We start from the raw sequence: 23666 nt of genomic DNA, 5'->3' as shown, positions 1-23666 counted from the left end.
GGTGATCACCAGCGATAGGTCAGCTTCGCGATCGCCTTGCGGCCCTCCGCGTAGAAGCAGCTGGTGTTGCCGTAGCAGGCTGCCACGTAGCGCGTATCGGCAAGGTTGGTGACGTTGAGCGAGAGGCGATAATTGTCCCTGGTATAGGCGACGAGCGCATCGACGACCGTCGACGCCGGCACCTTGAAGGTGTTGGCGTCGTCACCGAACGTCGATCCGACATAGCGGACGCCGGCCCCGAACTGGACGCCGGCGAGCGGGCCGCCCTGAACGGTGTAATCGCCCCACAGCGAGAAACGGTTGAGCGGCACCGTGGTTGGCGCCTTGCCGACATTGACGGGATCCTTGGTGACTTCAGCGTCGACATAGGCGTAGCCGCCGCGGATGTTGACGCCCTCGACCAGCGTCGCGGTGCCCTCGAGCTCAACGCCGCGCGACCTGACTTCGCCGGTCTGCTCGGCGAAATAGAACGGCGGGGCGTAGGTGACGACGTTGGACCGGGTCAGGTCGAAGGCGGCCAGCGTGATCAGCGCATTGATGCCGACCGGCTGGTACTTGACGCCGATTTCGTACTGCACGCCGGACTCCGGCTTCAGCAGCTCGCCGGCGGCATTGGTGCTCAGCACCGGCAGGAATGACTCCGAATAGCTGAAATAGGGCGCGATGCCGTTGTCGAAATTGTACATCACGGCGGCGCGACCGGTGAATGCCGAGGCGTCGGTCGACGTCGACGTTTTCGCGAGATTGTTGTCGAGGTCGGTAGTGACGAAATCCTGCCGCCCGCCAAGCAGAAACGACAGCCGGCCGAGCCTGATCTGGTCCTGCAGATAGAGGCCGGCCTGCGACTGCTTGATGCCGGTGTCGTCATACGGTCCGTTGTTGGTCCAGCTGTTGGTATAGACTGGCGCGAAGACGTTGAGCTTGCCGGTGCTGTAGCTCGAGGCCATGTCGCGGAACGAGGTGTTGCGGTAATCGACGCCGAACAGCGTCGTGTGGCTCAGCATGCCGGTGACGAACTTGCCCTGCAGCTGGTTGTCGACCGCGAAGGAATCGATCGTCGAGCTGCCGCCGGCGCCGCCGCGCGACAGCAGGCCCGCGGCTTCGTCGGCCGCCGATGCATAGCCGGTGCCGTAGAAGCTCTTCTGCTCGTTGTGCATCCACGAATAGCGCAGGTTCTGGCGGAAGGTCAGCGCCTCGTTGAAGTCGTGCGACAGCATGTAGCCGACCGAGGATTGCTCGGTGTCGAACTGGTTGAAGCCGGGCTCGCCGACGAAGCGCGTGTTCGGAATGTAGCGGCCGTTATTGGCCCAGACGGTGCCGGACGGCGGCAGGAATTGCAGGCCCCAGCCGGTGCGTTCCTTCTGGTAGTTCGCGAGGAAGGTGATCGTGGTGTCCTCGTTCGGCTTCACGGTGACGGCGGGCGCGATGAAGACGCGATTGTCCTTGGTGTAGTCGACCTGGGTCTCGCCATCGCGCGCGACGCCGGTCAGGCGCCACAGCACCGTTCCTTCCTTGTTGGCGCGGCCGCCGATGTCGAACTCGCCCTGATAGCGGTTGAAGCTGCCGCCCGACAGCGACACTTCCCCGAACTCGCGTGCAGTCGGCAGCTTGCTGACATAGTTGAGGATGCCGCCGGTGCCACTGCCGCCGAACATCGCCGAGGATGGCCCCTTCAGGACCTCGAGGCGCTCGGCTCCGTACGGATCGAGCCCGAGGAAGTGCACATAGTTGCTGCTCGGCAGCCGCAGGCCGTCGAGATAGAGGCCCGGCATCGTCATGTCGAAGCCGCGGATCTGCAGGCCGCCGAAGCGGGTGTCCGAGCCGCCATTCACGTCGCCGCTGACGCCTGCGGTGTAGCGCAATGCCGCGCCCACCGATTCCGCACCCTGGTTCCTGATCTGGTCGGTCGTGACGACCGAGATCGATTGCGGGATTTCGATCAGCGGCGTGTCGGTCTTGGTCGCCGTGCCCGAACGCGTGGCAACGAACCCGACCACCGGACCGCCGGCTCGCTCGCCGGCGCCGGCACCGGATCGTGCCGCAGCTGGCGTCGTCGCCTGCTGGGATCGAGCCACACGATTGGCGCGGCTCGCGCGTGCGGCCACCGGACGACGAACCGGTTTTGCATTCGCAGTGATCGCGCGCTGCTGAGGCGCGTCCACGCTCACCGGCGGCAGTTCCGATTGCGCGTCGGCGCGTTCGGTCGCGACTCCTGCGGCAAGGACGGCGGCGGTACATAGACCGATCGTTCGCAGCGCTGGATGTTGACGGGTGGAATGCGAAACAAGTCGACCGATCACGCGAAGGCGCCCCTGATGTCAGCCTGGATGGATTTGTGATCCGGCTCTACAGCGCGGGGCTCGCGAGTACAGACCTCGGCAGTTGGAATAGATCGAGACTGCGCGCGCGATCAGCGTGCGATCGCTGAAACAGCGGGGAAATCGACGACGCGCTGCGACAATAAGCGCGCGATGCTCGTCGTGCTGGAATGATTCTTGAGAATGATTCCTGCAGTTGTCGACGATGCGAGCTGTGTTCGATCGCGCGAGGCGCGCGTCATGGCGCCGACGCCCGACGCCTCCGCGCCGGCCGGAAACGGATGCGCCGCGCGGTGAACTGGTACCGGGCGACCAGCCCTCGGCGCCGCGAATGTTCCTGTAATGTTCTTGCACTTGCCGCCCGGTTCCGCTACCTTCGATTGCGGAAGAATAGGGGCAGCATGGTCCAGCGCGTTTCCACCGTCGCATTCGAGGGGATTGAAGCCCGCGCGGTCGACGTGCAGGTGCAGGTCGCGCCGGGATTGCCGGCATTCGCAATAGTAGGCCTGCCCGACAAGGCGGTGTCGGAAGCCCGCGAACGCGTGCGTTCGGCGCTGATCGCCTCCGGCCTCGCGCTTCCCGCCCGCCGCATCACCGTCAACCTCGCACCCGCCGACCTGCCCAAGGAGGGCAGCCATTACGACCTGCCGATCGCGCTCGGCCTGATGGCGGCGATCGGCGCGATCCCGCCGGATGCGCTGAACGGCTTCACCGTGCTCGGCGAGCTCGGGCTCGACGGCTCGCTCGCGCCGGTGGCGGGCGTGCTGCCCGCGGCAATCGGCGCCAATTCGCGCGACGAGGGATTGATCTGCCCGGCCGCCTGCGGCTCGGAAGCCGCCTGGGCCAGTCCGGACATCCAGATCATCGCGGCAGATTCGCTGATCCAGATCGCCAACCACTTCAAGGGCACGCAGGTGCTGTCGCGGCCGCAGCCGAAGGTGCATGAGCGCGAGGAAACGCTTTTGGACCTGCGCGACATCAAGGGCCAGGAGAGCGCGAAACGCGCGCTCGAGATCGCCGCCGCCGGCGGTCATCATCTTCTGATGATCGGCTCGCCCGGCGCCGGCAAATCGATGCTGGCGGCGCGACTGCCCTCGATCCTGCCGCCGCTGTCGCCGTCGGAGCTGCTCGAAGTCTCGATGATCGCCTCGGTTGCCGGCGAGATCCGCGACGGCGCCCTGACCGCGCGACGCCCGTTCCGCAGCCCGCATCATTCCGCCAGCATGGCCGCGCTGACCGGCGGCGGCATGCGCGCCAAACCGGGCGAGATCTCGCTGGCGCATCAGGGCGTGCTGTTCCTCGACGAATTGCCGGAGTTCGATCCGCGCGTGCTGGATTCGCTGCGTCAGCCGCTGGAGAACGGCGAGGTTTCGGTGAGCAGGGCCAACCACCGCGTCACCTATCCGGCGCGCTTCATGCTGGTCGCAGCCATGAACCCGTGCCGTTGCGGCCATGCCTATGAACCCGGCTATTCCTGCAAGCGCGGCCGGCTCGACCGCTGCACCGGCGACTACCAGATGCGGATCTCCGGCCCGCTGATGGATCGCATCGACCTGCGGATCGAGGTGCCCGCCGTGACCGCGGCCGATCTGATCCTGCCGCCGCCGGCGGAGGGATCGGCCGAGGTTGCCGCCCGCGTCGCGGCCGCGCGCGACATCCAGCTCGCGCGCTATGCGGCTGCCGGCATGCCGCATGTCCGCACCAATGCGGAAGCGCCGAGTTCGCTGCTCGAGACCATCGCGCAACCCGACGCGCATGGGCAGAAGCTGCTGCGCGAGGCCGCCGACAACATGCACCTCACCGCGCGCGGCTATCACCGCGTGCTGCGGGTGGCGCGCACGCTTGCCGATCTCGACGGCGCCGAGACGATCGGCCGGCTACATCTCGCCGAAGCGCTGTCTTATCGTGCATTGGCCGACGATTTGCGCCGCGCGGCGTGATCTCCGCCGGCTTCCGGCCGGTGCCCGCCGCGTCAACGTGACAGTAACCACTCTCATTTACGCTCCGCAAACCATAAGCACCGCGATCGGCGGCAAGCTTGGGTCGAGCGAGTTGTGTCATGTTGCGTTTGAAGATTTTGACCTCGGTGGTCCCCCTTGCCGTGGCCGCGGTCCTTGCCCGCGCCGAATTCCTGCCGGGCCCGCGGCCCTGCATCGAGGTGGGCGGCGCCACGATGCAGATCGCATCGATCCCCTGGCTGGCGCAGCTTCACGTCAGCTTCACTGACGACCCCAGCCAGGCCACCGTCCGGGTCCAGATCGCCGACAGCGCCGACGCCGCCGACTTCACCGTGATCGACGACATCGACGACGCCGAGGCCGGCGCCTGCGAGAGCAGCGCGACGGCGCAGCTGATCGGGATTTCCGGCGATGCCTCGGCAACCGGCCCCGTCATCTATCTGACGCGTGATGCTGGCCCGTCCGACTACCGTGTCTTCGTGCAATCGAAGACGTTCTCGGTGCGGGATGCCGCGGCCTTGATCGTCAGCGCCCGCGGCGGACACCGCCGACTTGAAGCCGCATCGCCCGCACCTGACACGCGCGTCCCGAACCGGGTCATGGCGGAATTAACCTCCCACTAACCCTGTTCTGAGGGCAGCGCGAAATGGCCACCAATTTCAAGCACTTTGCAAGCTGGCCGACGCATCGTCAGCGCCAGATCAAGCTGTCTCAGGGTCACCATTGATGGGGCGTTTCTTCCGGATCAAGTTGCGCCTTCGCCGCTTCCTCCGGCGCCATTCCTGGCTCGCGACGATCGTGCGCTCGTTCACGATCTTCTCCGTCGCGTTTGGCAGCGCCTTCGGGTTCATTTCGGGCGCGCTCTCGCAACAGAGCGGCTACGATCCCAATGCATTCGCGATCGGGGTCAGCTTCCTGTTCGCGCTCGCCTGCCTTTGGATCGTGACGCTCGGCATCCGCCTGCGGCTGATGCGCAAGCGGCTGCGCACCATCGCCATGCACAATGAAGCGATGGCCGACCGCAACTGGGAACTGCAGGAGGCCGAGCAGCGCGCCTCTACCCTGTTCGAGGCGCAGGACGATTTGATCGTGCTGCGCGACCTCGACGGGCTCATCACCTATGCCAACGATGCCTATTGCGAGCTGGCGCAGAGGCCCCGCAGCGAATTGATCGGCAGCACCGCGACGCTGAAGGTGCTCGAACAAGGCGACACCGCGCTCGAATCCAACGGCACGCGGGTCTACGACCAGAAGATCGAGGGACCGCTCGGACCGCGCTGGATCGCCTGGCGTGAAGGCCTCGTGCGCAACGATGCCGGCGCGCCCGCGGAAATGCAGAGCGTCGGCCGCGACGTCACCGACCGCACCGAGAGCGAGCGCGCGCTCGCCGAAGCGCGCGATCAGGCCGACGCCGCCAACCGCGCCAAGTCGCGCTTCCTTGCGATGGCGAGCCACGAGATCCGCACCCCGCTGAACGGCATCATCGGCATGAGCGGATTGCTGATGGATACGCAGCTGACGTTGGAGCAGATGACCTACGTCAAGGCGGTCAAGACATCCGGCGACGCGCTGCTCGCGCTGATCGAGGAGCTGCTCGATTATTCCAAGATCGAGGCCGGCAAGATCGATCTCGAACACCGCGCGTTCGCGCTGTCCGGCCTGATCGAGGACATCACCGAGCTGCTGGCGCCGCGCGCGCAGACCAAGGGCATCGAGATCGCCGCCTATGTCGACGAACGGCTGCCGATGCAGGTGACCGGCGACGCCGCGCGGCTGCGTCAGGTGCTGCTCAATCTCGCCGGCAACGCCATCAAGTTCACCGCGACCGGTGGCGTGGCGCTGATCGTCGAGCCCGGCATCTGGCCGAACGAGATCAGCTTCCTGGTCCGCGACACCGGCATCGGCATCGCGCCGGAAGCGCAGCAGCGCATCTTCCGGGAGTTCGAGCAGGCCGACGACCGGATCGCGCGCAGCTATGGCGGCACCGGCCTCGGCCTCTCGATCAGCGACCGCATCGTCAAGCGGATGGGCGGCCGCATCACGCTCGCAAGCACGCCGGGCGCCGGCTCGACCTTCGAGGTGTCGATCCCGCTCGTCGCCGCCGATACCGGCGAGGCCAACGGCTTCGCCGCGCCCGACTTGACGGGACAGTCGATCATGCTGGTGGCGCCACACAGCATCGAGGTCTCGCTGATCTCGCGGCGGTTGCAGCGCTGGGGCGCACAGACCTGCATCGTGTCGGATGCCAACGTCGCCGAGGCGCTGCTGCCGGAGCGGAGCTGGCATGCGGTGCTGATCGACCACACGCTTGGCACGCCGACGATGGAGGCGTTTGCCGACGCCTCCCGCCTCCATGCAACCCATCGCATCGTGATGTTCACGCCGGCGACGCGGCAGGACCTTTCGGCTTCCGAGTCAGCCATGTTCACCGGCTACCTGGTGAAGCCATTGCGCGCGTCGTCGCTCGCCGCGCGCCTGACCGCATCGCCGGAAGTCGCTGCGCCGAGCCTTGCGATCGAGGCGGCCGCCGAGTCCGCGCCCACAGCGCTTGCATCCGCGCTGCCGGACAAGGGGTTCTCGATCCTGGTCGCCGAGGACAATGAGATCAACGCGCTGTTGATGCGCTCGCTGCTCACCCGGCTCGGCCACAACGTGGTCATCACCACCAATGGCGAGCAGGCGATGGAGTCCTGGCTGTCGGCGACCTCAGCCGGCACGCCCTATGATCTCGTGCTGATGGACATCCAGATGCCGCGCCTCAACGGCATCGAGACCACCAAGCAGATCCGCACCCATGAAGCGGCACAATCCGTCCGCCGGACCCCGATCCTGGCACTGACGGCAAATACGCTGGTGGAGGACCGCTATGCCTGCTTCGAAGCCGGCATGGACGGCTTTCTGATCAAGCCGCTCGACCGCGAAAAGCTGGAAGAAGCGCTCGCGGGCCTCGCCGCCGCACGGCACATTGCGGCGTAGCAGCCAATACCTCGGTGTCGTCCCTGCGCAAGCAGGGACCCATAACCACCGAAGCCAGTTTTACGCCCGCTGGGGCTACAGCGCTGCAAATCACAGACACCTGTGGCTATGGGTCCCCGCGTTCGCGGGGACGACAGCTGTGATGTGGCGCGTTCGCTGGAATGCGGTGCCGGCTACAGCCGGCGCAGCGCGACCGACTGCACCACGTGGTCGGCGCCCTTCTTCAGGATCAGCGTCGCGCGCGGGCGGGTCGGCAGGATGTTGTCCTCGAGATTGGCGAGGTTGGTGCGCTCCCAGATCGCGATCGCGGTCGCCGTTGCTTCCTCGTCCGACAGCGGCGCGTAGCGGTGGAAGTAGGACCTCGGATCGGTGAACGCGGTGTCACGCAGCGCCAGGAAGCGCTTGATGTACCACTCCCGCAGCACGGCCTCGTCGGCGTCGATATAGACCGAGAAGTCGAAGAAGTCGGAGACGAACGGCACCGCCTTGCCGTCGCGCGGCAGCCGCCCGGTCTGCAGCACGTTGACGCCCTCGACGATCAGGATGTCCGGCTGGTCGATCTCGACCCATTTGTTCGGCACGATGTCGTAGGTCAGATGCGAATAGACCGGCGCGCGCACGCGGCGCCGCCCCGCCTTGATGTCGCTGAGGAACGACAGCAGCGTCGGCAGGTCGTAGCTTTCCGGAAAGCCCTTCTTCTGCATGATGCCCTGCCGCTCGAGCACCGCGTTCGGAAACAGGAAACCGTCGGTCGTGATCAGATCGACCTTCGGCCGCGGCGACCAGCGCGCCAGCAGCGCCTGCAGCACGCGAGCCGTGGTCGACTTGCCGACCGCGACGGATCCGGCGACACCGACGATGTAGGGCATCTTGCGGTCGCGGATGTTGAGGAACTGGCGCTGCGAGTAATACAGCCGCTGGGTCGCATCGACATAGATCGAGAGCAGCCGCGACAGCGGCAGGTAGATGTCCTCGACCTCCTGCAAATCGAGGCGATCGTGCATCGAACGCAGGCGATCGAACTCGCCGGGCTCGAGCGTCATCGGCGTATCGTCACGCAGATGCGACCATTGCTGGCGCGTGAAGATGCGGTAGGGGTTGTACTGTTGATCTGGTGCCCGGATGTCCATGAGGCTGCCCCTCTCGATGCGCTCGATCATTTGCGCTAGTCGCGCTTGCGCGACGCCTTCTCTTCCAGTCCCGACATCGAGGTGCGCTTCTCCAGCGCGGCCTCGACGTCCTCCAGCTTCACGCCGCGGGATTTCAACAGAACCAGCAGGTGAAACACGAGATCGGCACTTTCGGCGATGAGGTGATCGCGGTCATTCTCGACCGCGGCGATCACGGTCTCGACCGCTTCCTCGCCCAATTTCTTGGCGCAATGCTCCGCGCCCTTGTCGAGCAGCTTGCGGGTGTAGGACGCCTCACCGCCCGTTGCAGCGCGGGCGTCGATGGTGGCGGCCAGATCGTGGACCGTGAAACGCGACATCAACTCAACTCAAGCATGCACAGCGGCACCGCACGGGTACCATCCCTTAGGTGGGGACTTAGCATTTTTGTGACAAGGAGTCCCAGCTCTCCCTGTTTGAGCGTGGTCTTCACGGAAAACCGGTTTCCACTTTTCCTGACCACGCTCACGCTAGGGATCGAGCCGCATCGGCAGGCCGGCGCGCACCATGTGATCCTTGGCCTGGCGGATAGTGAATTCCCCGAAGTGGAAGATCGACGCGGCCAGCACGCCGGTGGCGTGACCCTCGCGGACGCCGTCGACCAGGTGGTCGAGATTGCCGACACCACCGGACGCGATGACCGGTACGGGGACACTGTCCGCGATCGCCCGGGTCAGCGGCAGGTCAAAGCCCTGCCTGGTGCCGTCCCGGTCCATCGAGGTCAGCAGGATTTCGCCGGCGCCGAGCGAGACGACCTCCTGGGCGTACTCGATGGCGTCGATCCCGGTGGCATTCCGTCCACCATGGGTGAAGATCTCCCAGCGGTCCGAGCCGCCGGCGCGCTTGACCCGCTTGGCGTCGATCGCGACCACGATGCATTGCTCGCCGTATTTCTCGGCCGCTTCCTTGACGAATTCGCGCCGGCTGACGGCCGCTGAATTGATCGAGACCTTGTCGGCGCCGGAGCGCAGCAGGGTCTTGATGTCGTCGACGGTGCGGACGCCGCCGCCCACGGTCAGCGGCATGAAGCAGGCTTCCGCCGTCCGCCGCACCACATCGAGCATGATGCCGCGGTTTTCATGGGTGGCGGTGATGTCGAGGAAGGTGAGCTCGTCGGCACCGGCGGCGTCATAGGCGATCGCGGCTTCGACCGGGTCGCCGGCGTCGCGCAGATCGACGAAGTTGACGCCCTTGACCACGCGCCCGTCCTTGACGTCGAGGCAGGGGATCACGCGAACCTTGAACATGACCTCCTCCTAAGCGCCGCGGATCAGCTGAAGGGCGGCGGCCGGATCGAGCCGTCCGTCATAGAGCGCACGGCCGACGATCGCGCCGGCCAGCTTCTTCGCACGCGGCTCCAGCAGCGCCTTGACGTCGTCGATCGAGGCAAAGCCGCCGGAGGCAATCACTGGAATCGAGATGCGGTCGGCGAGCGCGATGGTGGCGTCGAGATTGAGGCCCTTGAGCAGACCGTCGCGGGCGATGTCGGTGAAGATGATCGCGGCGACGCCGGCATCCTCGAAGCGCTGTGCGATCTCGAGCGCGGTCACGTGCGAGGTCTCGGCCCAGCCTTCGACCCGCCACCTTGCCGTCGCGCGCATCGAGACCGACCGCGACGCGGCCGGGGAATGTGTTCGCCGCGCCCTTCACGAGCTCAGGATCGCGCACCGCGGCGGTGCCGATGATGACGCGCGTGATGCCCTTGTCGAGCCAGGCCTCGATGGTCTTGAGGTCGCGGATGCCGCCGCCGAGCTGCACCGGCATGGTGACGGCCTTCAGCATCGCCTCCACCGCATGCGCATTCATCGGCTTGCCGGCGAAGGCACCGTCGAGATCGACGACGTGGAGATATTCGAAGCCCTGCGCGGCGAAGCTCGCCGCCTGCGCCGCCGGATCGAGATTGAACACGGTGGCGCGCGCCATGTCGCCCTGCTCCAGGCGCACGCACTGGCCGTTCTTCAGATCAATCGCTGGAAAGAGAATCACGGCTTCCACTTCAAGAAATTGGCGATCAAAGCGAGGCCGAAGCGCTGGCTCTTCTCGGGGTGAAACTGGGTGCCGATCGCGGTGTCCTTGCCGACGATCGCGGTCACCGGCCCGCCATAGTCGGCGCGCGCGAGCACGTCCGCCTCATTGGCGGCGTTGAGGTGATAGGAGTGCACGAAATAGGCGTGACGTCCTTTCGGCCCGAGCGGCAGCCGCTCCAGCACCGGATGCTCGCGCACCATGTCGAGCGTATTCCAGCCCATATGCGGGACCTTCAGGCTCTCGTCGCGCGGCTCGATCTTCTCGACATCGCCGCCGATCCAGTTGAAGCCCTCGGTGATCACGTGCTCCTTGCCGCGCGTCGCCATCAGCTGCATGCCGACGCAGATACCGAAGAACGGCCGGGCCTTGACCCGCACCGCCTCGGTCAGCGCCTCCAGCATGCCGTCGACCGCGTCGACGCCGCGGCGGCAATCGGCGAACGCGCCGACGCCGGGCAGCACGATGCGATCGGCGCGATACACCGCATCGGGATCGCGCGTCACCTTGATGGCTTGCGGATCCTCCATGCTGCGCGCGGCGCGCTCAAAGGCCTTGGCCGCCGAATGCAGATTGCCGGAGCCGTAATCGATGATTGCAACGGTCATCGCGTTCCTCCTGGCTCTGGAAACAATCCGATGATGCCGCCTTGCGGCATCGACGGGGGTTTTGAGAATGACTGACCCGGAACGTCGCGGGTCGGCGGCGGCGCGCCGCGATCGACGGAGCGCTGATCGTGGACGGCGCCGCGATGCCGCGCGGTCCAGCGCGCGAAGAAGCGGCGCTCGGCGGCCTCCGCATCGTCGCCCACGACGATGTCGATCTGGCGCCACCTGCGCCGCGACAGCGTCCAGCGCTGCAGGGTCGCGGCCTCGAGGCCGAGCAACACCATCAGCACCAGGTCGACGAAGAAGATCGCGCTACGGCCGACGCCAAGCTTGGCCAGCGCGTAATCGATCACGAAAGTAAGAACGAACCAGCCGATCAGCGCCAGCCAGAGCCGATGCCAGGCCAACCAGATCACGCCCGCAACCGCGGCCCAGAAATGGAAGCCGTCTCGCACGAAGACGAACTTGTCGGTCGCCGCGAGATCGGCGCCGTTGGCCACGGGGGCATGCACTGTATAGACCGGCATCGAACGCTCCGCCGAGGATGGACTCTTAGTTAAAGCACGATCTTTCGGAAAACCGGCATCCACTCTCCCGGATCATGCTCCAGAGATCAGCCGCCGAGCTGACCCTTGGTCGAGGGCACTTCGCCCTGGGCACGCGGATCGATCGCAATTGCCGTCCGCAGCGCCCTCGCCAGACCCTTGAAACAGGATTCGGCGATATGATGGCTGTTCTCGCCATATAGGGTCTCGACGTGCAGAGTCACGCCGGCGTTCATCGCGAAGGCGTTGAACCACTCGCGCACCAGCTCGGTGTCGAACTCACCGATCTTGTCGCGCGGGAATTCGGCCTTGAACACCAGCACCGGGCGGCCGGAAATGTCGATCACGACGCGCGAGAGCGTCTCGTCCATCGGCATGTGGATCGAGGCATAGCGGGTGATGCCGGCCATGTTGCCGAGCGCCTGCTTCACGGCCTGCCCGAGCGCGATCCCGACGTCTTCGGTGGTGTGGTGGTAATCGACATGGAGATCGCCATCCGCCTTCACCGTGATGTCGATGCGCGAATGCCGGGCCAGGAGGTCGAGCATATGGTCGAAGAAGCCGATCCCGGTCGAAACCGTGGATACGCCTGCTCCGTCGAGGTTGACCGTCACCTCGATGTCGGTCTCCTTGGTCTTGCGCTTGATGGTTGCGGTGCGCATGAAAATTGAGCTTTCCCGTGCCGAAAACGCCGGTCTTTTAACAGGCTGATGTCACCTTCGCTACTGCGGGATGACCTCGAAACGCCCCAACTTCCGGCCATGGTGACCGGAAATCGTTGTCGATCTGGTTCTGCCGCGCTTTCCTCACGCGAACCGGTGCCCACTTCGCCTGAAAACACGCCGATTTCGTCCCGATTGTAACCCCCTGCCCGACCGCCTAAATCTGCCCGGAAGAGAGGTAACCTATGCAAGCATCCCCAAATGAGCTGCCGGTCTGGCATGGCACCACGATCTGCACGGTCCGCAAGGGCGGCAAGGTGGTGATTGGCGGCGACGGGCAGGTCTCGATCGGCCAGACCGTGATCAAGGCCAATGCCAAGAAGGTCCGCCGGATCGGCAAGGGCGACGTGATCGGCGGCTTTGCCGGCGCCACCGCCGACGCCTTCACCCTGTTCGAGCGACTGGAAAGCAAACTGGAGCAATATCCGGGGCAGCTCACCCGGGCGGCCGTCGAGCTCGCCAAGGACTGGCGGACCGACCGCTACCTGCGCCGGCTGGAGGCCATGATGATCGTGGCCGACAAGGACGTTTCCCTGGTGCTGACCGGCACCGGCGACGTGCTGGAGCCCGAATCAGGGGTCATGGCGATCGGTTCCGGCGGCAATTACGCCCTCGCCGCGGCCCGCGCGCTGGTCGATACCGACAAGGACGCCGAGACCATCGTCCGCCGCGCCCTGGATATCGCCGCTGATATCTGCGTCTACACCAACCGGAACGTGACGATCGAGACGATCGGCGGCTGAGCATGGCCAGCCCCTATCATTTCCGCCCGATGACGCCGGCCGACCTGCCGCTGGTCAAGCAGTGGCTGGCGTTGCCGCATGTCCGGGAATGGTGGGGCGATCCGGCCGAGCAATATGCGCTGGTCAGCGGCGACCTCGATGAGCCGGCCATGGACCAGTTCATCGTCGCAACCGATGCGTCCGATTTGGGCTACATCCAGTGCTACGACCTGACGGCGTGGAATTCCGGCTTCGGGGTCCAGCCTGAGGGCACGCGCGGGGTCGACCTCTTCATCGGCGAGCCCGACATGATGGCAGGTGGCCACGGCTCGGCGCTGATCCGCGCCTTTGTCGATGACCGGCTGGCGCAGGGCGCGCCACGCATCGTCACCGATCCCGATCCGGCCAATGCGCGCGCGATCCGCGCCTACGAGAAGGCGGGTTTTCGAAAGATGGGTATGGTCGACACGCCGGACGGGCCGGCGCTGCTGATGGCGCGCGACGCATGACGATCGCGCACAAGCCCATCACCGGCGTTTCAGCGCGGCATTGGCTGGCGATCGCGGCAGCACTGCTCGTGCTGCAAGCAGCGCTGCTTTATGCGATGGGCCGTCTTCCGATCTGTGCCTGCGGCTACGTCAAGCTCTGGCATGGCTCGGTTCAGAGCTCGGAGAACTCGCAGCACATCGCCGATTGGTACACGCTGTCGCATGTGCTGCATGGCCTGCTGTTCTACGGTCTGACCTTCCTCCTGTTGCCGCGCCTCGCCTGGCCCGGGCGGCTGATTGTCGCGATGCTGATCGAAGGCAGCTGGGAGCTCGTCGAAAACTCCAACTGGATCATCGAGCGCTACCGCGCCGGCACGATCTCGCTGGACTATTACGGCGACACCATCGTCAATTCGGTGTCGGACACCCTTGCGATGGTTGTCGGCTTCCTGCTGGCGCGCAAGCTGCCGATCGCGGCGACCGTCGCGCTCGGCGTGTTGTTCGAAACCGTGCTGCTGCTTCACATTCGCGACAATCTGACACTGAACATCATCATGCTGATCCACCCGTTCGAGGCGATCAGGCAGTGGCAGGCCGGGCCGCCGATTCTTTAGGGGACCATGCCTTGGGGGACTGCCGCTTGCCGAGACCGCGATTCCAACCTAGCTAGAGCCAATGACTCACTTCTCTCCCCGTGAAATCGTTTCTGAACTCGACCGCTTCATCGTCGGCCAGACCGACGCCAAGCGCGCCGTCTCGATCGCGCTGCGCAACCGCTGGCGGCGGCTGCAGCTCGCCGGTTCCCTGCGCGAGGAGGTTCTGCCCAAGAACATCCTGATGATCGGGCCGACCGGCGTCGGCAAGACCGAGATCGCGCGGCGGCTGGCCAAGCTCGCCGGCGCGCCGTTCCTCAAGGTCGAGGCCACCAAGTTCACCGAGGTCGGCTATGTCGGCCGCGACGTCGAGCAGATCGTCCGCGACCTCGTCGAGGTCGCGATCGCACAGACCCGCGAGCGCAAGCGCAAGGACGTTCAGGCCCGCGCCCAGCTTGCCGCCGAGGAACGCGTGCTGGACGCGCTGGTCGGCCCGGGATCGAGCCCGGCGACGCGCGAGTCGTTCCGCAAGAAGCTGCGCGCCGGCGAGCTCAACGACAAGGAAATCGAGATCGAGACGCAGTCGGGCGGCAGCGGCATGCCGATGTTCGAAATCCCCGGCATGCCCGGCGCCCAGATGGGCGCGATCTCGCTCGGCGACATCTTCGGCAAGATGGGCGGACGCAGCAAGACTCGCCGCCTGACGGTGGAGGGCTCGCACGAAATCCTCGTCAACGAGGAATCCGACAAGCTGCTCGACACCGATCAGCTGGTGCAGGAGGCGATCAACGCGGTCGAGAACAACGGCATCGTGTTCCTCGACGAGATCGACAAGATCTGCGTGCGCGAGAACCGCGCCGGCGGCGACGTCTCCCGCGAGGGCGTGCAGCGCGACCTGCTGCCGCTGATCGAGGGCACCACGGTCTCGACCAAGCACGGCGCCGTCAAGACCGACCACATCCTGTTCATCGCCTCGGGTGCGTTCCATATCGCCAAGCCGTCGGACCTTTTGCCGGAGCTGCAGGGCCGCCTGCCGATCCGCGTCGAGCTGCAGGCACTGACCCGCGACGACATGCGCCGGATCCTGACCGAGCCGGAGGCGTCGCTGATCAAGCAATATGTCGCGCTGATGAAGACCGAAGGCGTCACGCTCGACATCACCGACAATGCCATCGACGCGCTGGCCGATGTCGCCGTGGCGGTGAATTCCACGGTCGAGAATATCGGCGCAAGGCGGCTGCAGACGGTGATGGAGCGAGTGCTGGACGAGATCTCCTTCACCGCGCCCGATCGCCACGGTGAGACCATCCAGGTCGACGCCGACTACGTCACCAAGCATGTCGGCGACCTCGCCAAGAACACCGACCTGAGCCGATTTATTTTGTAGGCGGCCACCATAGTCGTCCCGGCGAAAGTCGGGACCCATAACCCCGACAGTCCGCGGTGACAAAGACTCGGGCCGACATTCCTTCTAGAACTACCTTCGGTGGTTATGGGTCCCAGGTCGCGCTTCGCTTGCCCGGGACGACAAGAGTGGGCGATCGATGAATCTGCGGGTGTGGCAAAACCCCTGGCGCCTGATGCTGGCTGTCAATGCGGCGGTGCTGGTCGGCGTGTTCCTGCACAAGATCGCGCTGCCGCCCTTCGTTCCCTACATCCATCTGCTGGTCGACTATCATTACGGCTTCACCAAGCGCGCGCTGGTCGGGGCGATCGTGTCGCTGTTCACCGACAAGGTGCCCGTATGGCTGGTGTTCGCGCTGGCCGGCGCGATCTGGCTGGTGACGCTGGGGCTGTTCATCAAACTGTTCCGCCGCACATTCGGCTTCAACGACGCGCATTGGCCGTTGTTCGTCTTCATCGCGGGCTCGCCGTTCTTCCTGAAGAACTTCATGCACACGCTCGGCCATTTCGACATCTATGGCTGTGCGCTGACGATCGTGCTGCTGCTGATCCCGGCGCGCTCAGTGGCGTATGTGCTGATTGCCGCGCTGTTCTCGATCCTGCTGATCCTGGTCCATCACATCTTCGTCTTGATGTATGTGCCGACCATCACGGCGATCGTGGTGCTGCGCTTTTATCTGGTGCAGGGCGTGACGCCGCGGAACGCCGTCTTCGGCATCGCAGCGCTCGCAGGGATCGGCATCCTGTTCCTGGTCGCGCAATTCGCTGGCACGGTCGACGTGCCCTATGACGAATTCATCCGTCATCTGCAGAGCCGGATGGCCGATCCGTCACGCACCGACCTGCTTCAGTTCGGCTACATCTGGTACCAGCCGCTGTCGAAGGAGTTCGCCGACACCTGGGCGCGCATGCCCTCGAACATCCTGGGCGTTCCGGTGTTTGCGCTGCTGATCTGGCTGCACACGCCGCTGTGGCGCTATTTCGCGCGACTGATTGGCGCGCTCGCGAGTGAACTGCATCGCCGGATCGTGCTCGGAGCGCTCGTTGTGATCAGCGCCGGCTATTTCGTGATGTTCGTGACCGTGTTCGACTATTCGCGCTGGATCTCGAACTGGGCGGTCTGCATGTTCCTGATGCTGCATGCCACCAGGATGCTGCCGGCGTCGAAGGACGTGCCGGCGATCCCGTCGGACGACCGCAAGACGACGATATCAGGCTGGATCGTAACGCTGATCCCGCGCGTCGGGATCGTCCGCCCGTTTTAGCTTTAGGCTCGCGCGCGCCGGACACGCACGTAAAGCGCGCCCTCGCCGCCATGGCCGACATGCGCTTCCTCGAAGCCGACAACCAGCGAGCGGAATTCCGGCAGGCTGAGCCATTCCGGGACCTGGCGGCGCAGCACGCCGCGTTCGGAATCGAGACCACCGACCTTGCCCTTGCCGGTGATGACGAGCACGAAAGTGAGCCCGTCGCTGTGCGCGCGCTGCAGGAAGGTGAACAGCACGCGATGCGCGCGCAGCTGGGTCATGCCGTGCAGATCGAGCCGCGCATCGATCTCCTGCCGGCCGCGCGAGAGCTTTGCACGTTCGCGACGGCCGATCGGCGCCAGCGGCGGCGCGTGCGGGCGTTGCGCCGGCGCAGCCTTGACCGCTGTCGCCGGCTTGACCGGGATGGGTTTGGCAATCGCGTGATGGGTGGCCGGGTCAGAGGCGGCGGCGGGGGCCTTCGCGGCGACCGGCCGCTTGCGCAGTGGCTTGACCTGCTTTGCCACGCTCTCCCAGAGCGCGCGCTCCTCTTCGCTCAGCGCGCGCTTGCGCCGCGACGGCGCGGACAGATCGGGGATCGGCGCGGGTCGTTTCATTGATCGCGGTAATGGCGATAGCGCCGGAAGCGCCGCTTCTCCGGTTGCGGAATATCGGGCCGGGCGACCGGCAGCGGCACCGGTTCTGCCACAGGTGCGGCCTGCGCGACAGGGGTCGTCGCTGCCGGCGTTGCGGGCGCGACATCCTTCGCGGCCGGGTTCCTGGCGGCGCTATTGCCTGAGTCTTTCACCGCGCTTCTGGCGATGCCGGCGGTCGGCACATCCGCAGCCTTCGCCGCCGGCTTGTCCTTCGGCGGCTCGGTCTGCGGAAACAGCTTTGCGATCTTGGCCGAGGGCCGCTCATCCGGGAGAGGCAGCTTGTGGCCGCGCGCGACAGGGTCGAGACCCCTCGGCACCAGCATGACGAACTGCATGTTGTGCCGCAGGCGGCCCGAGACCTTTCCAGCTTCCGCGCCGGCGCCGAAATAAAGATCGGCGCGCGCCGGGCCGACGATCGCAGAGCCAGTGTCCTGCGCGATCATCAGCCGGTGGAACGGCGTCTTCGACTGCTCGGATTCGATCGGCAGCTCGCCGGCGATGAAGAACGGCGTGCCGTAGACATGCAGCGCCTTGTCGACCGCGATCGAGCGGCCCGGCGTCAGCGGCACGCCCTGCGCGCCGACGGCCTCGTCCTTGTCGGACAGCGGAACCTCGCGGAAGAAGACGAAGGAGCGGTTTTGCCGGCGCAGGTCCTTGGCGCCGTCGGGGTTCTGCTCCATCCACTCCCTGATCTTCTGCATCGACATCTGATCCTTCGGGATGATGCCGCGGTCGATCAGGACGCGTCCGACCGGCGTATAGGGATAACCATTATGCGCGTCGTAATTGATGCGCAGCGTGATGCCGTCCTCGAGCTTGATCCGCGCCGAGCCCTGGATCTGCGCGAACAGGAGATCGGTCTGGCTCTTCAGCCAGCAGATCTCGAGCCCGCGGCCGGCGATCGCGCCGTCCTCGATCTGGCCGCGGTCGTAATAGGGCACGAGCTTGCGGCGGCCGATCTTGCGATACACCGCGCCGCCATTGGGCAGCCCGACCGAATTCTGCGTCTTGCCGCGCACGAACAGGTTGGACGGACGGCGATAGACCGGCACGTTGTAGACGTCGGTCTGGGTCCGCGATCCATCGAGCACCGGCTCGTAGTAACCGGTGACGAAGCCGGCGTCCTCGCCGAGCCGCGAGATACGCAACGGCACGAAATTCTGCTCGAAGAAGTCCTTCGCCTTGACGCCGTCGCTCAGCGCGAGTCCCTTGGCGATCCGGCAGGGATCGCGCAGCGAGCTCCCGAGCGCTTTCGAATCTGCAGGCGCACCCTGCTGGGCCGCGATCGGCTTGCAGCTGGTGCGAAACGCCTTGTAGGCCGCGAGATGATCGTCGGCGCTCCAGCCGGCGACGTTGGACCAGGCGAGCGGCTCGTACTGGCTGCCGCTGACCTGCAGCGGCATTTCCAGATTGGGATAGGGGATCGGGTGGCTATGCTCGTGTCGCGGCGGAGGGTGCCGGCTTGATCTGTAGCGCGCGGCAATCGCTGCGGTGGAGCACAGCACCGCGAGCGCGCAGCACGCCACCGCGAGCCGCCCGTAGCTGAGATGCTTAGTGAGCGCTTCCAGTGCCAACCAGCTTCCAATTCGGATCGCGGGAAGTCGAGTCGCGGGCGAATGTCCAGATATCGGTGATGTCGGCGACCTTGTCCGGGCTGCCGTCGACGATGGTGCCGGCCTTATCGCGCGTGACCGAGATCATCTGCGACACGAAGCGGACGGTGAGCTGGGTCGAGCGGTCGCGCGTCTCCGCGCTGACGATCTCGGCCTTGTCGATCGAGACGAACCGCGTCTCGGTCTTCTGCTCGTGCTTCTCGCGATCCTTGATTGCGGCCTCGAAGCTTTCATAGACCTCGGTCGACAGCAGGTCGCGCAGCGCGCGGCGATCGCCATTGGCGAACGCCAGCACGATCATTTCATAGGCCGAGCGGGCACCTGAGAGGAAATGCCGCGGATCGAACGAGGAATCCTGGACGGCCACCGCGTCGAGACCCTGCGCCAGCGCCGTGCCGGGCTCGGCGATGCCCTTCCAGCGTTCCGTGGGCTCGACCGGCTCGGTGGGCGCCGCCGAGGCCGGCTGGTCAATCACCGATCCGGGGATCGGAACGACGTTGTTGTCCTGACCGCGCTGCACGACGTTGGGCGCGGCGCGATCATAAGGCGGCCGCTCGCTTCCCGTGCGCTGTCCGAGAACGCTGCGCAGGCGCAGGAAGATAAACACGGCCAGCGCCAGGAAGATGATGGTGTAAATATCCACGTCGAATTCGCTTTCTGGTCTCTGCCGGCAACGGGCCGGCCGTCAAAGCGTTCCCGGTCGGGAACAGCAGAGATCACATCACCGATAGAGTCCGAAGATGTAGGCACGAAACTATGCCCGGCCAATGGCGCTTTTTGGCACGGGTATTGTAGCGCGTTTTGACCCCCGGGGGAAACCGTTCCTTTTCAGGAAATCGCGCATCTTCAATAATTTAGGAAGCTGTTAAGAGATTGTGCAGGCTTGCGCGCGCTGCCCTTTGTCGGGAGAATTCGCCGCCGGCCCGCCCTTTCGTCGTCCTTGTGGACCGAGCCGGGCCTATGATAGCCACTCGCCCGGCATCGGCATTCTCAACACCTTAACGCGTGCCGTCGGACATTCTGTCCATCGAGCGCTGCTCCAGGAGACATTTTCATGACCAATGGCAACGGCGCCCCCGTCGAACAACCCGCTCCCCAGCTCAACGTACTGGCGCAGTACACCAAGGACCTGTCGTTCGAGAACCCGAATGCGCCGGCTTCGCTCGGCCAGCAGCAACAGCAGCCGGCGATCAACATCCAGATCAACGTCTCCGCCAACAACCTGTCGGAGAACGAGTACGAGGTGATCCTCTCGATCGAGGGCAAGGCCGAGACCGCAGGCAAGGTGATGTTCAGCTTCGACCTCGCCTATGCCGGCGTCTTCCGGATCGTGAATGTGCCGAAGGAGAACCTGCACCCGCTGGTCATGATCGAGTGCCCGCGGCTGCTGTTCCCGTTCGCACGCGAGATCGTCGCGACCGCGGTCCGCGACGGCGGCTTCCCGCCCTTGTTGCTCGACCCCGTCGATTTTCTCGGTCTCTACCGCCAGAACATGGAGCGGCAGGCGGCCGCCCAGGCCGCTCCCGGCGTCAAGCCGAGCTGAGTTCTAAACTCGAAAAAATGTAACACGCGCGGAAGTGTGATCCGTCATCCTGAGGAGCCCGCGCTTGCGGGCGTCTCGAAGGATCGACGGCCCGACTGCGGCCGCGCATCCTTCGAGGCTCGCTCCGCTCGCGCCTCAGGATGACGGGGATAGAGCGCAATAGGGGCTCAAGCCGCCGGTGCTGCAGCAGGCGCTGGCGGCGGCAGGTAATCGTTCCAGATCGGCTTGTCGCCGAGCGTGGCAATGAAGGCCCTGTGGGCCTCTCGATCGGCGTCACTGACCCGCGCGAGTAGCGGGGTTTCGCGCTGCCGCCGCGGCGTATCACCACTATGGCCGCCCGCGCGCGCATCCGACGTTTCCGATGCCAGGATCAGCTGCGACTGCCGCGCGCCGATCAGATCGATATAGACCTCGGCCAGCAGCTCGGCGTCGAGCAAGGCGCCGTGCTTGGTGCGGCGGGAATTGTCGATCTGATAGCGCGAACAGAGATCGTCGAGCCGGTTCGACACGCCGGGATGCTTGCGCCGTGCCAGCAACAGCGTATCGACCAGCTGGTCCTTCGGGATCGCCTTCCGCTTGATGCGGTCGAGCTCGGCGTTGATGAAGCTGATGTCGAACGACGCGTTGTGGATCACCAGCGGCGTATCGCCGATGAAGGCCAGGAACTCGTCGACCACTTCAGTGAACAGCGGCTTGGAGGCCAGGAACTCGGTCGACAGCCCATGCACGGCGAACGCCTCCGCCGGCATGTCGCGCTCGGGATTGATGTAGACGTGGTAGGTCTGTCCCGTCGGCATGCGGTTGAAAATCTCGACGCAGCCGATCTCAACCAGCCGGTCGCCGCGCAGCGGATCGAGGCCAGTGGTTTCGGTATCGAGAACGATTTCGCGCATGACGTGAATGAATCCGAAAAGGCGGGCGAATCAGGCGCGCCGCTTCGGCATCTTAACAACCTCGGCCAGAATGTCGCGGATACGCGCCCGCACCGGATCTAGGCCGTGCGAGGTATCCACTATGAAATCCGCGCGTTTGCGCTTCTCGGCGTCCGGCATCTGCTTGGCGATGATGGCGTCGAGCTTGGCCGCATCCATCGTGCCGCGGGCCAGCACCCGCTCGCGCTGCAGTTCCGGCGAGGTGGTGACGACAACGACGGCATCGACACGCTTCTCGCCGCCGGTTTCGAACAATAGCGGCACGTCGACAACGACGATCGGGTTACCGGCGGCTTCCGCATCGGCGAAGAATTTCTGGCGCGACGCGCCGAGCATCGGATGCACGATCTGCTCGAGCTGCTTCATCGCAGCAGGATCGTGTACCACGCGCGCTGACAGTTTCGCGCGATCGACCTTGCCGCCGGCGGTGGTGCCGGGAAAGGCGGCCTCGATCGCCGGCGCGGCTTCGCCTTCGTAGAGCTGATGCACGGCCGCATCGGCGTCATAGACCGGCACGCCGGCCTCCATGAACAGTTTGGCCGTGGTGGATTTCCCCATCCCGATCGAGCCGGTCAGTCCAACTATTAACATCGGTTCAGCATCTCTCCCGTCGCCACGCCTCACACCGCGAGCAGTTTCTCAGCACGCAGGAACGCAAGCAGCGACAATAGCGGCAGGCCGAGGATGGTGAAATGGTCACCTTCGATCCGCTCGAACAGATGCACGCCGAGGCCCTCGAGCTGGTAGGCGCCGACGCTGGTCATCACCGCCTCCCCGGCATGGTCGAGATAGCTCTCGATCTCGTCGGCGGCGAGCCGCCGCATCGTCATGCGGGCCACACCCACATCGCTGAACAGGACCTTTCCATCGCGTGCGACCGAGACGGCGGAATGCAGCTCATGGGTCCGTCCGGCGAGCAGGCCGAGCTGCTCGGCCGCCTGCGTGCGGCCGGCGGGCTTGCTGAACATCCGTTGCCCCAGCGCCAGCGTCTGGTCGGCGCCGACGACATATTGACCGGGCCTCTGCCTGGAGACGAACAACGCCTTCTCGCGCGCCAGGAGCGATGCGATCTCGCCCGGGGCCGAAAGGCCGGAATTCTTCTGCACCGCGCGTTCATCGATGTCGGCCGGCAGCGCCTCGAAATCGAGGCCGGCATTTTCAAGCAGCATCTTTCGCGCGCGGCTCTGCGACGCGAGGATCAGCTTCTGTGGGCCGCGCCAGATGCTCATGACGTGGGAATCATTCCGACGGCCGCGCGCGCTGGCGGTCGTTGAAGAGTTTCATCACCGCGGCCGCGGTCTCCTCGATCGAACGCCGTGTGACGTCGAGCAGCGCCCAGTTGAATTTCGCGCTGAGGCGCCGGGCAAAGGCGACCTCGTCGGCTACCGACTGCTTGTCGATGTAGGTGTCATTGTCGCGGTCGCCCATCGTGAGCAGGCGGTTCTGCCGGACCTGGATCAGGCGCTCGGGCGTCGCATGCAGGCTGACCACCAGCGGCTTCTTCAGGGTCTCGAGCTGGTGCGGCAGCGGGATGCCCGGCACCAGCGGCACATTCGCCGTTCGGATGCCGCGGTTGGCGAGATAGATCGAGGTCGGTGTCTTCGAGGTGCGCGATACCCCGACCAGCACGACATCGGCCTCCTCGAGGCCTTCGACATGCTGACCATCGTCATGCATCATCGTGTAGTTCAGCGCATCGATGCGGCGGAAATATTCCGCGTTCAGCACGTGCTGCGCGCCGACGCGCCCGGTCGTCGCGGCACCCAGATACGCCTCGAACAACTGCATCACCGGCCCGATGATCGACAGGCTCGGAACGTTGATCTCCTTGCACTTGCCCTCGAGCCGGCCGACCAGATCCTTCTCCAGCAGCGTGAACAGGACGATGCCGGGCGATTCCTCGATCTCGTCGAGCACGCGATCGAGCTGCTTCTGGCTGCGCACCAGGGGGTAGACATGCTCGACCGCGGTCACATTGGCGTATTGCGCGGCGACCGCGCGCGCCACGGTGATTAACGTCTCGCCGGTCGAGTCCGACACCAGATGCAAATGGAAGTAGTTGGAGGTCGTCGGCACCAGAGCCCCTGTCTATCCTGTGAATCCCTGTGGAGGTCGAGGAGAAGAATCCGGGTCCATGGCCAGGCCCCTGT

At 65.3% G+C, this 23666-nt stretch carries 23 protein-coding genes and 1 pseudogene; 9 read left to right on the top strand and 15 right to left on the bottom strand.

Translation table 11 applies throughout. The annotated features are described in order from the left end of the window. Nucleotides 1-5: 5 nt before the first annotated feature. Nucleotides 6-1997: a TonB-dependent siderophore receptor gene (locus tag ACVMDN_RS37655; protein WP_076833705.1), complete on the bottom strand. Its 1992-nt coding sequence runs from the start codon at nt 1995-1997 to the stop codon at nt 6-8. A gap of 722 nt (nt 1998-2719) precedes the next feature. Here ACVMDN_RS37655 and ACVMDN_RS37650 point away from each other — a divergent pair. From ACVMDN_RS37650 to ACVMDN_RS37640, 3 genes are all read left to right on the top strand, one after another. Continuing rightward, nucleotides 2720-4258 carry a YifB family Mg chelatase-like AAA ATPase gene (locus ACVMDN_RS37650; RefSeq protein WP_141339863.1) on the top strand — a complete coding sequence of 513 codons (1539 nt, stop codon included), beginning with the start codon at nt 2720-2722 and terminating at the stop codon, nt 4256-4258. Nucleotides 4259-4377: 119 nt separating this feature from the next. Next, nucleotides 4378-4899, top strand: a complete 522-nt coding sequence (locus ACVMDN_RS37645; RefSeq protein WP_076833695.1) for a protease-associated domain-containing protein — start codon at nt 4378-4380, stop codon at nt 4897-4899. Between the two features lie 103 nt (nt 4900-5002). Next, nucleotides 5003-7252: a PAS domain-containing hybrid sensor histidine kinase/response regulator gene (locus tag ACVMDN_RS37640; protein WP_076833693.1), complete on the top strand. Its 2250-nt coding sequence runs from the start codon at nt 5003-5005 to the stop codon at nt 7250-7252. 173 nt (nt 7253-7425) lie between these two features. On the opposite strand, the gene coaA is transcribed toward ACVMDN_RS37640, so the two are convergent. From coaA to hisB, 7 genes and pseudogenes are all read right to left on the bottom strand, one after another. Beyond that, nucleotides 7426-8382, bottom strand: a complete 957-nt coding sequence (coaA, locus tag ACVMDN_RS37635; protein WP_026192056.1) for a type I pantothenate kinase — start codon at nt 8380-8382, stop codon at nt 7426-7428. Between the two features lie 35 nt (nt 8383-8417). Next, nucleotides 8418-8741, bottom strand: a complete 324-nt coding sequence (locus ACVMDN_RS37630; RefSeq protein WP_028341982.1) for a phosphoribosyl-ATP diphosphatase — start codon at nt 8739-8741, stop codon at nt 8418-8420. Between the two features lie 150 nt (nt 8742-8891). After that, the gene (hisF, locus tag ACVMDN_RS37625) at nt 8892-9668 is read right to left on the bottom strand and encodes an imidazole glycerol phosphate synthase subunit HisF (protein WP_038382736.1); all 777 of its coding nucleotides are present in this window, start codon (nt 9666-9668) and stop codon (nt 8892-8894) included. Between the two features lie 9 nt (nt 9669-9677). Further along, nucleotides 9678-10407 (bottom strand): annotated as a pseudogene (hisA, locus tag ACVMDN_RS37620) (1-(5-phosphoribosyl)-5-[(5-phosphoribosylamino)methylideneamino]imidazole-4-carboxamide isomerase). Then, nucleotides 10404-11054, bottom strand: a complete 651-nt coding sequence (gene hisH / locus ACVMDN_RS37615) for an imidazole glycerol phosphate synthase subunit HisH (protein ID WP_028341984.1) — start codon at nt 11052-11054, stop codon at nt 10404-10406. Before hisH ends, hisA begins: the two are co-directional and overlap by 4 nt. After that, nucleotides 11051-11581 (bottom strand): DUF2628 domain-containing protein, encoded by a 531-nt coding sequence (locus tag ACVMDN_RS37610; protein WP_076833691.1) that lies wholly within the window; start codon nt 11579-11581, stop codon nt 11051-11053. The genes hisH and ACVMDN_RS37610 overlap by 4 nt, the downstream gene beginning before the upstream one ends. Before the next feature lie 86 nt (nt 11582-11667). Beyond that, nucleotides 11668-12261, bottom strand: a complete 594-nt coding sequence (gene hisB / locus ACVMDN_RS37605; protein WP_016841476.1) for an imidazoleglycerol-phosphate dehydratase HisB — start codon at nt 12259-12261, stop codon at nt 11668-11670. A 245-nt stretch (nt 12262-12506) separates the two neighbouring features. Between hisB and hslV the strand changes: the two genes are divergently transcribed. From hslV to ACVMDN_RS37580, 5 genes are all read left to right on the top strand, one after another. Beyond that, complete coding sequence (gene hslV / locus ACVMDN_RS37600) at nt 12507-13064, top strand: ATP-dependent protease subunit HslV (RefSeq protein ID WP_057020343.1); 558 nt, start codon at nt 12507-12509, stop codon at nt 13062-13064. A gap of 2 nt (nt 13065-13066) precedes the next feature. Next, nucleotides 13067-13552, top strand: a complete 486-nt coding sequence (locus ACVMDN_RS37595; RefSeq protein ID WP_076833690.1) for a GNAT family N-acetyltransferase — start codon at nt 13067-13069, stop codon at nt 13550-13552. After that, nucleotides 13549-14145 (top strand): DUF2585 domain-containing protein, encoded by a 597-nt coding sequence (locus tag ACVMDN_RS37590; protein WP_076833688.1) that lies wholly within the window; start codon nt 13549-13551, stop codon nt 14143-14145. The genes ACVMDN_RS37595 and ACVMDN_RS37590 overlap by 4 nt, the downstream gene beginning before the upstream one ends. A gap of 61 nt (nt 14146-14206) precedes the next feature. Further along, nucleotides 14207-15511 carry an ATP-dependent protease ATPase subunit HslU gene (gene hslU / locus ACVMDN_RS37585; RefSeq protein ID WP_057020340.1) on the top strand — a complete coding sequence of 435 codons (1305 nt, stop codon included), beginning with the start codon at nt 14207-14209 and terminating at the stop codon, nt 15509-15511. Between the two features lie 157 nt (nt 15512-15668). Continuing rightward, nucleotides 15669-16793, top strand: a complete 1125-nt coding sequence (locus ACVMDN_RS37580; protein WP_076833686.1) for a hypothetical protein — start codon at nt 15669-15671, stop codon at nt 16791-16793. 2 nt (nt 16794-16795) lie between these two features. On the opposite strand, the gene ACVMDN_RS37575 is transcribed toward ACVMDN_RS37580, so the two are convergent. Genes ACVMDN_RS37575 through ACVMDN_RS37565 form a run of 3 tightly spaced genes read right to left on the bottom strand, consistent with a single transcriptional unit; the run spans nt 16796 to nt 19684 of the window. Then, complete coding sequence (locus tag ACVMDN_RS37575) at nt 16796-17389, bottom strand: Smr/MutS family protein (RefSeq protein ID WP_076833684.1); 594 nt, start codon at nt 17387-17389, stop codon at nt 16796-16798. After that, on the bottom strand, nt 17386-19002 hold the full coding sequence (mltA, locus tag ACVMDN_RS37570) for a murein transglycosylase A (RefSeq protein ID WP_233285960.1): 1617 nt from the start codon (nt 19000-19002) through the stop codon (nt 17386-17388). Before mltA ends, ACVMDN_RS37575 begins: the two co-directional genes overlap by 4 nt. Beyond that, the gene (locus tag ACVMDN_RS37565; protein ID WP_076833679.1) at nt 18980-19684 is read right to left on the bottom strand and encodes a Tim44/TimA family putative adaptor protein; all 705 of its coding nucleotides are present in this window, start codon (nt 19682-19684) and stop codon (nt 18980-18982) included. The genes mltA and ACVMDN_RS37565 overlap by 23 nt, the downstream gene beginning before the upstream one ends. Before the next feature lie 411 nt (nt 19685-20095). Between ACVMDN_RS37565 and secB the strand changes: the two genes are divergently transcribed. Beyond that, nucleotides 20096-20584: a protein-export chaperone SecB gene (gene secB / locus ACVMDN_RS37560; RefSeq protein ID WP_069279084.1), complete on the top strand. Its 489-nt coding sequence runs from the start codon at nt 20096-20098 to the stop codon at nt 20582-20584. A 167-nt stretch (nt 20585-20751) separates the two neighbouring features. Here the strand turns inward: secB and dnaQ are convergent, their stop codons facing one another. Genes dnaQ through ACVMDN_RS37540 form a run of 4 tightly spaced genes read right to left on the bottom strand, consistent with a single transcriptional unit; the run spans nt 20752 to nt 23592 of the window. Next, a complete protein-coding gene (dnaQ, locus tag ACVMDN_RS37555) occupies nt 20752-21477 on the bottom strand; it encodes a DNA polymerase III subunit epsilon (protein WP_050383510.1) in 726 nt (241 codons plus the stop codon). Nucleotides 21478-21507: 30 nt separating this feature from the next. Further along, the gene (gene coaE / locus ACVMDN_RS37550) at nt 21508-22107 is read right to left on the bottom strand and encodes a dephospho-CoA kinase (protein ID WP_057020333.1); all 600 of its coding nucleotides are present in this window, start codon (nt 22105-22107) and stop codon (nt 21508-21510) included. A gap of 29 nt (nt 22108-22136) precedes the next feature. After that, nucleotides 22137-22745 (bottom strand): Maf family protein, encoded by a 609-nt coding sequence (locus ACVMDN_RS37545; protein ID WP_057020332.1) that lies wholly within the window; start codon nt 22743-22745, stop codon nt 22137-22139. Between the two features lie 10 nt (nt 22746-22755). After that, the gene (locus ACVMDN_RS37540) at nt 22756-23592 is read right to left on the bottom strand and encodes a pyruvate, water dikinase regulatory protein (RefSeq protein WP_016841463.1); all 837 of its coding nucleotides are present in this window, start codon (nt 23590-23592) and stop codon (nt 22756-22758) included. Nucleotides 23593-23666: the final 74 nt, after the last annotated feature.

It is taken from the genome of Bradyrhizobium sp. USDA 4510, assembly GCF_054059095.1.
This window is presented reverse-complemented; position numbering and strand designations above follow the sequence as displayed.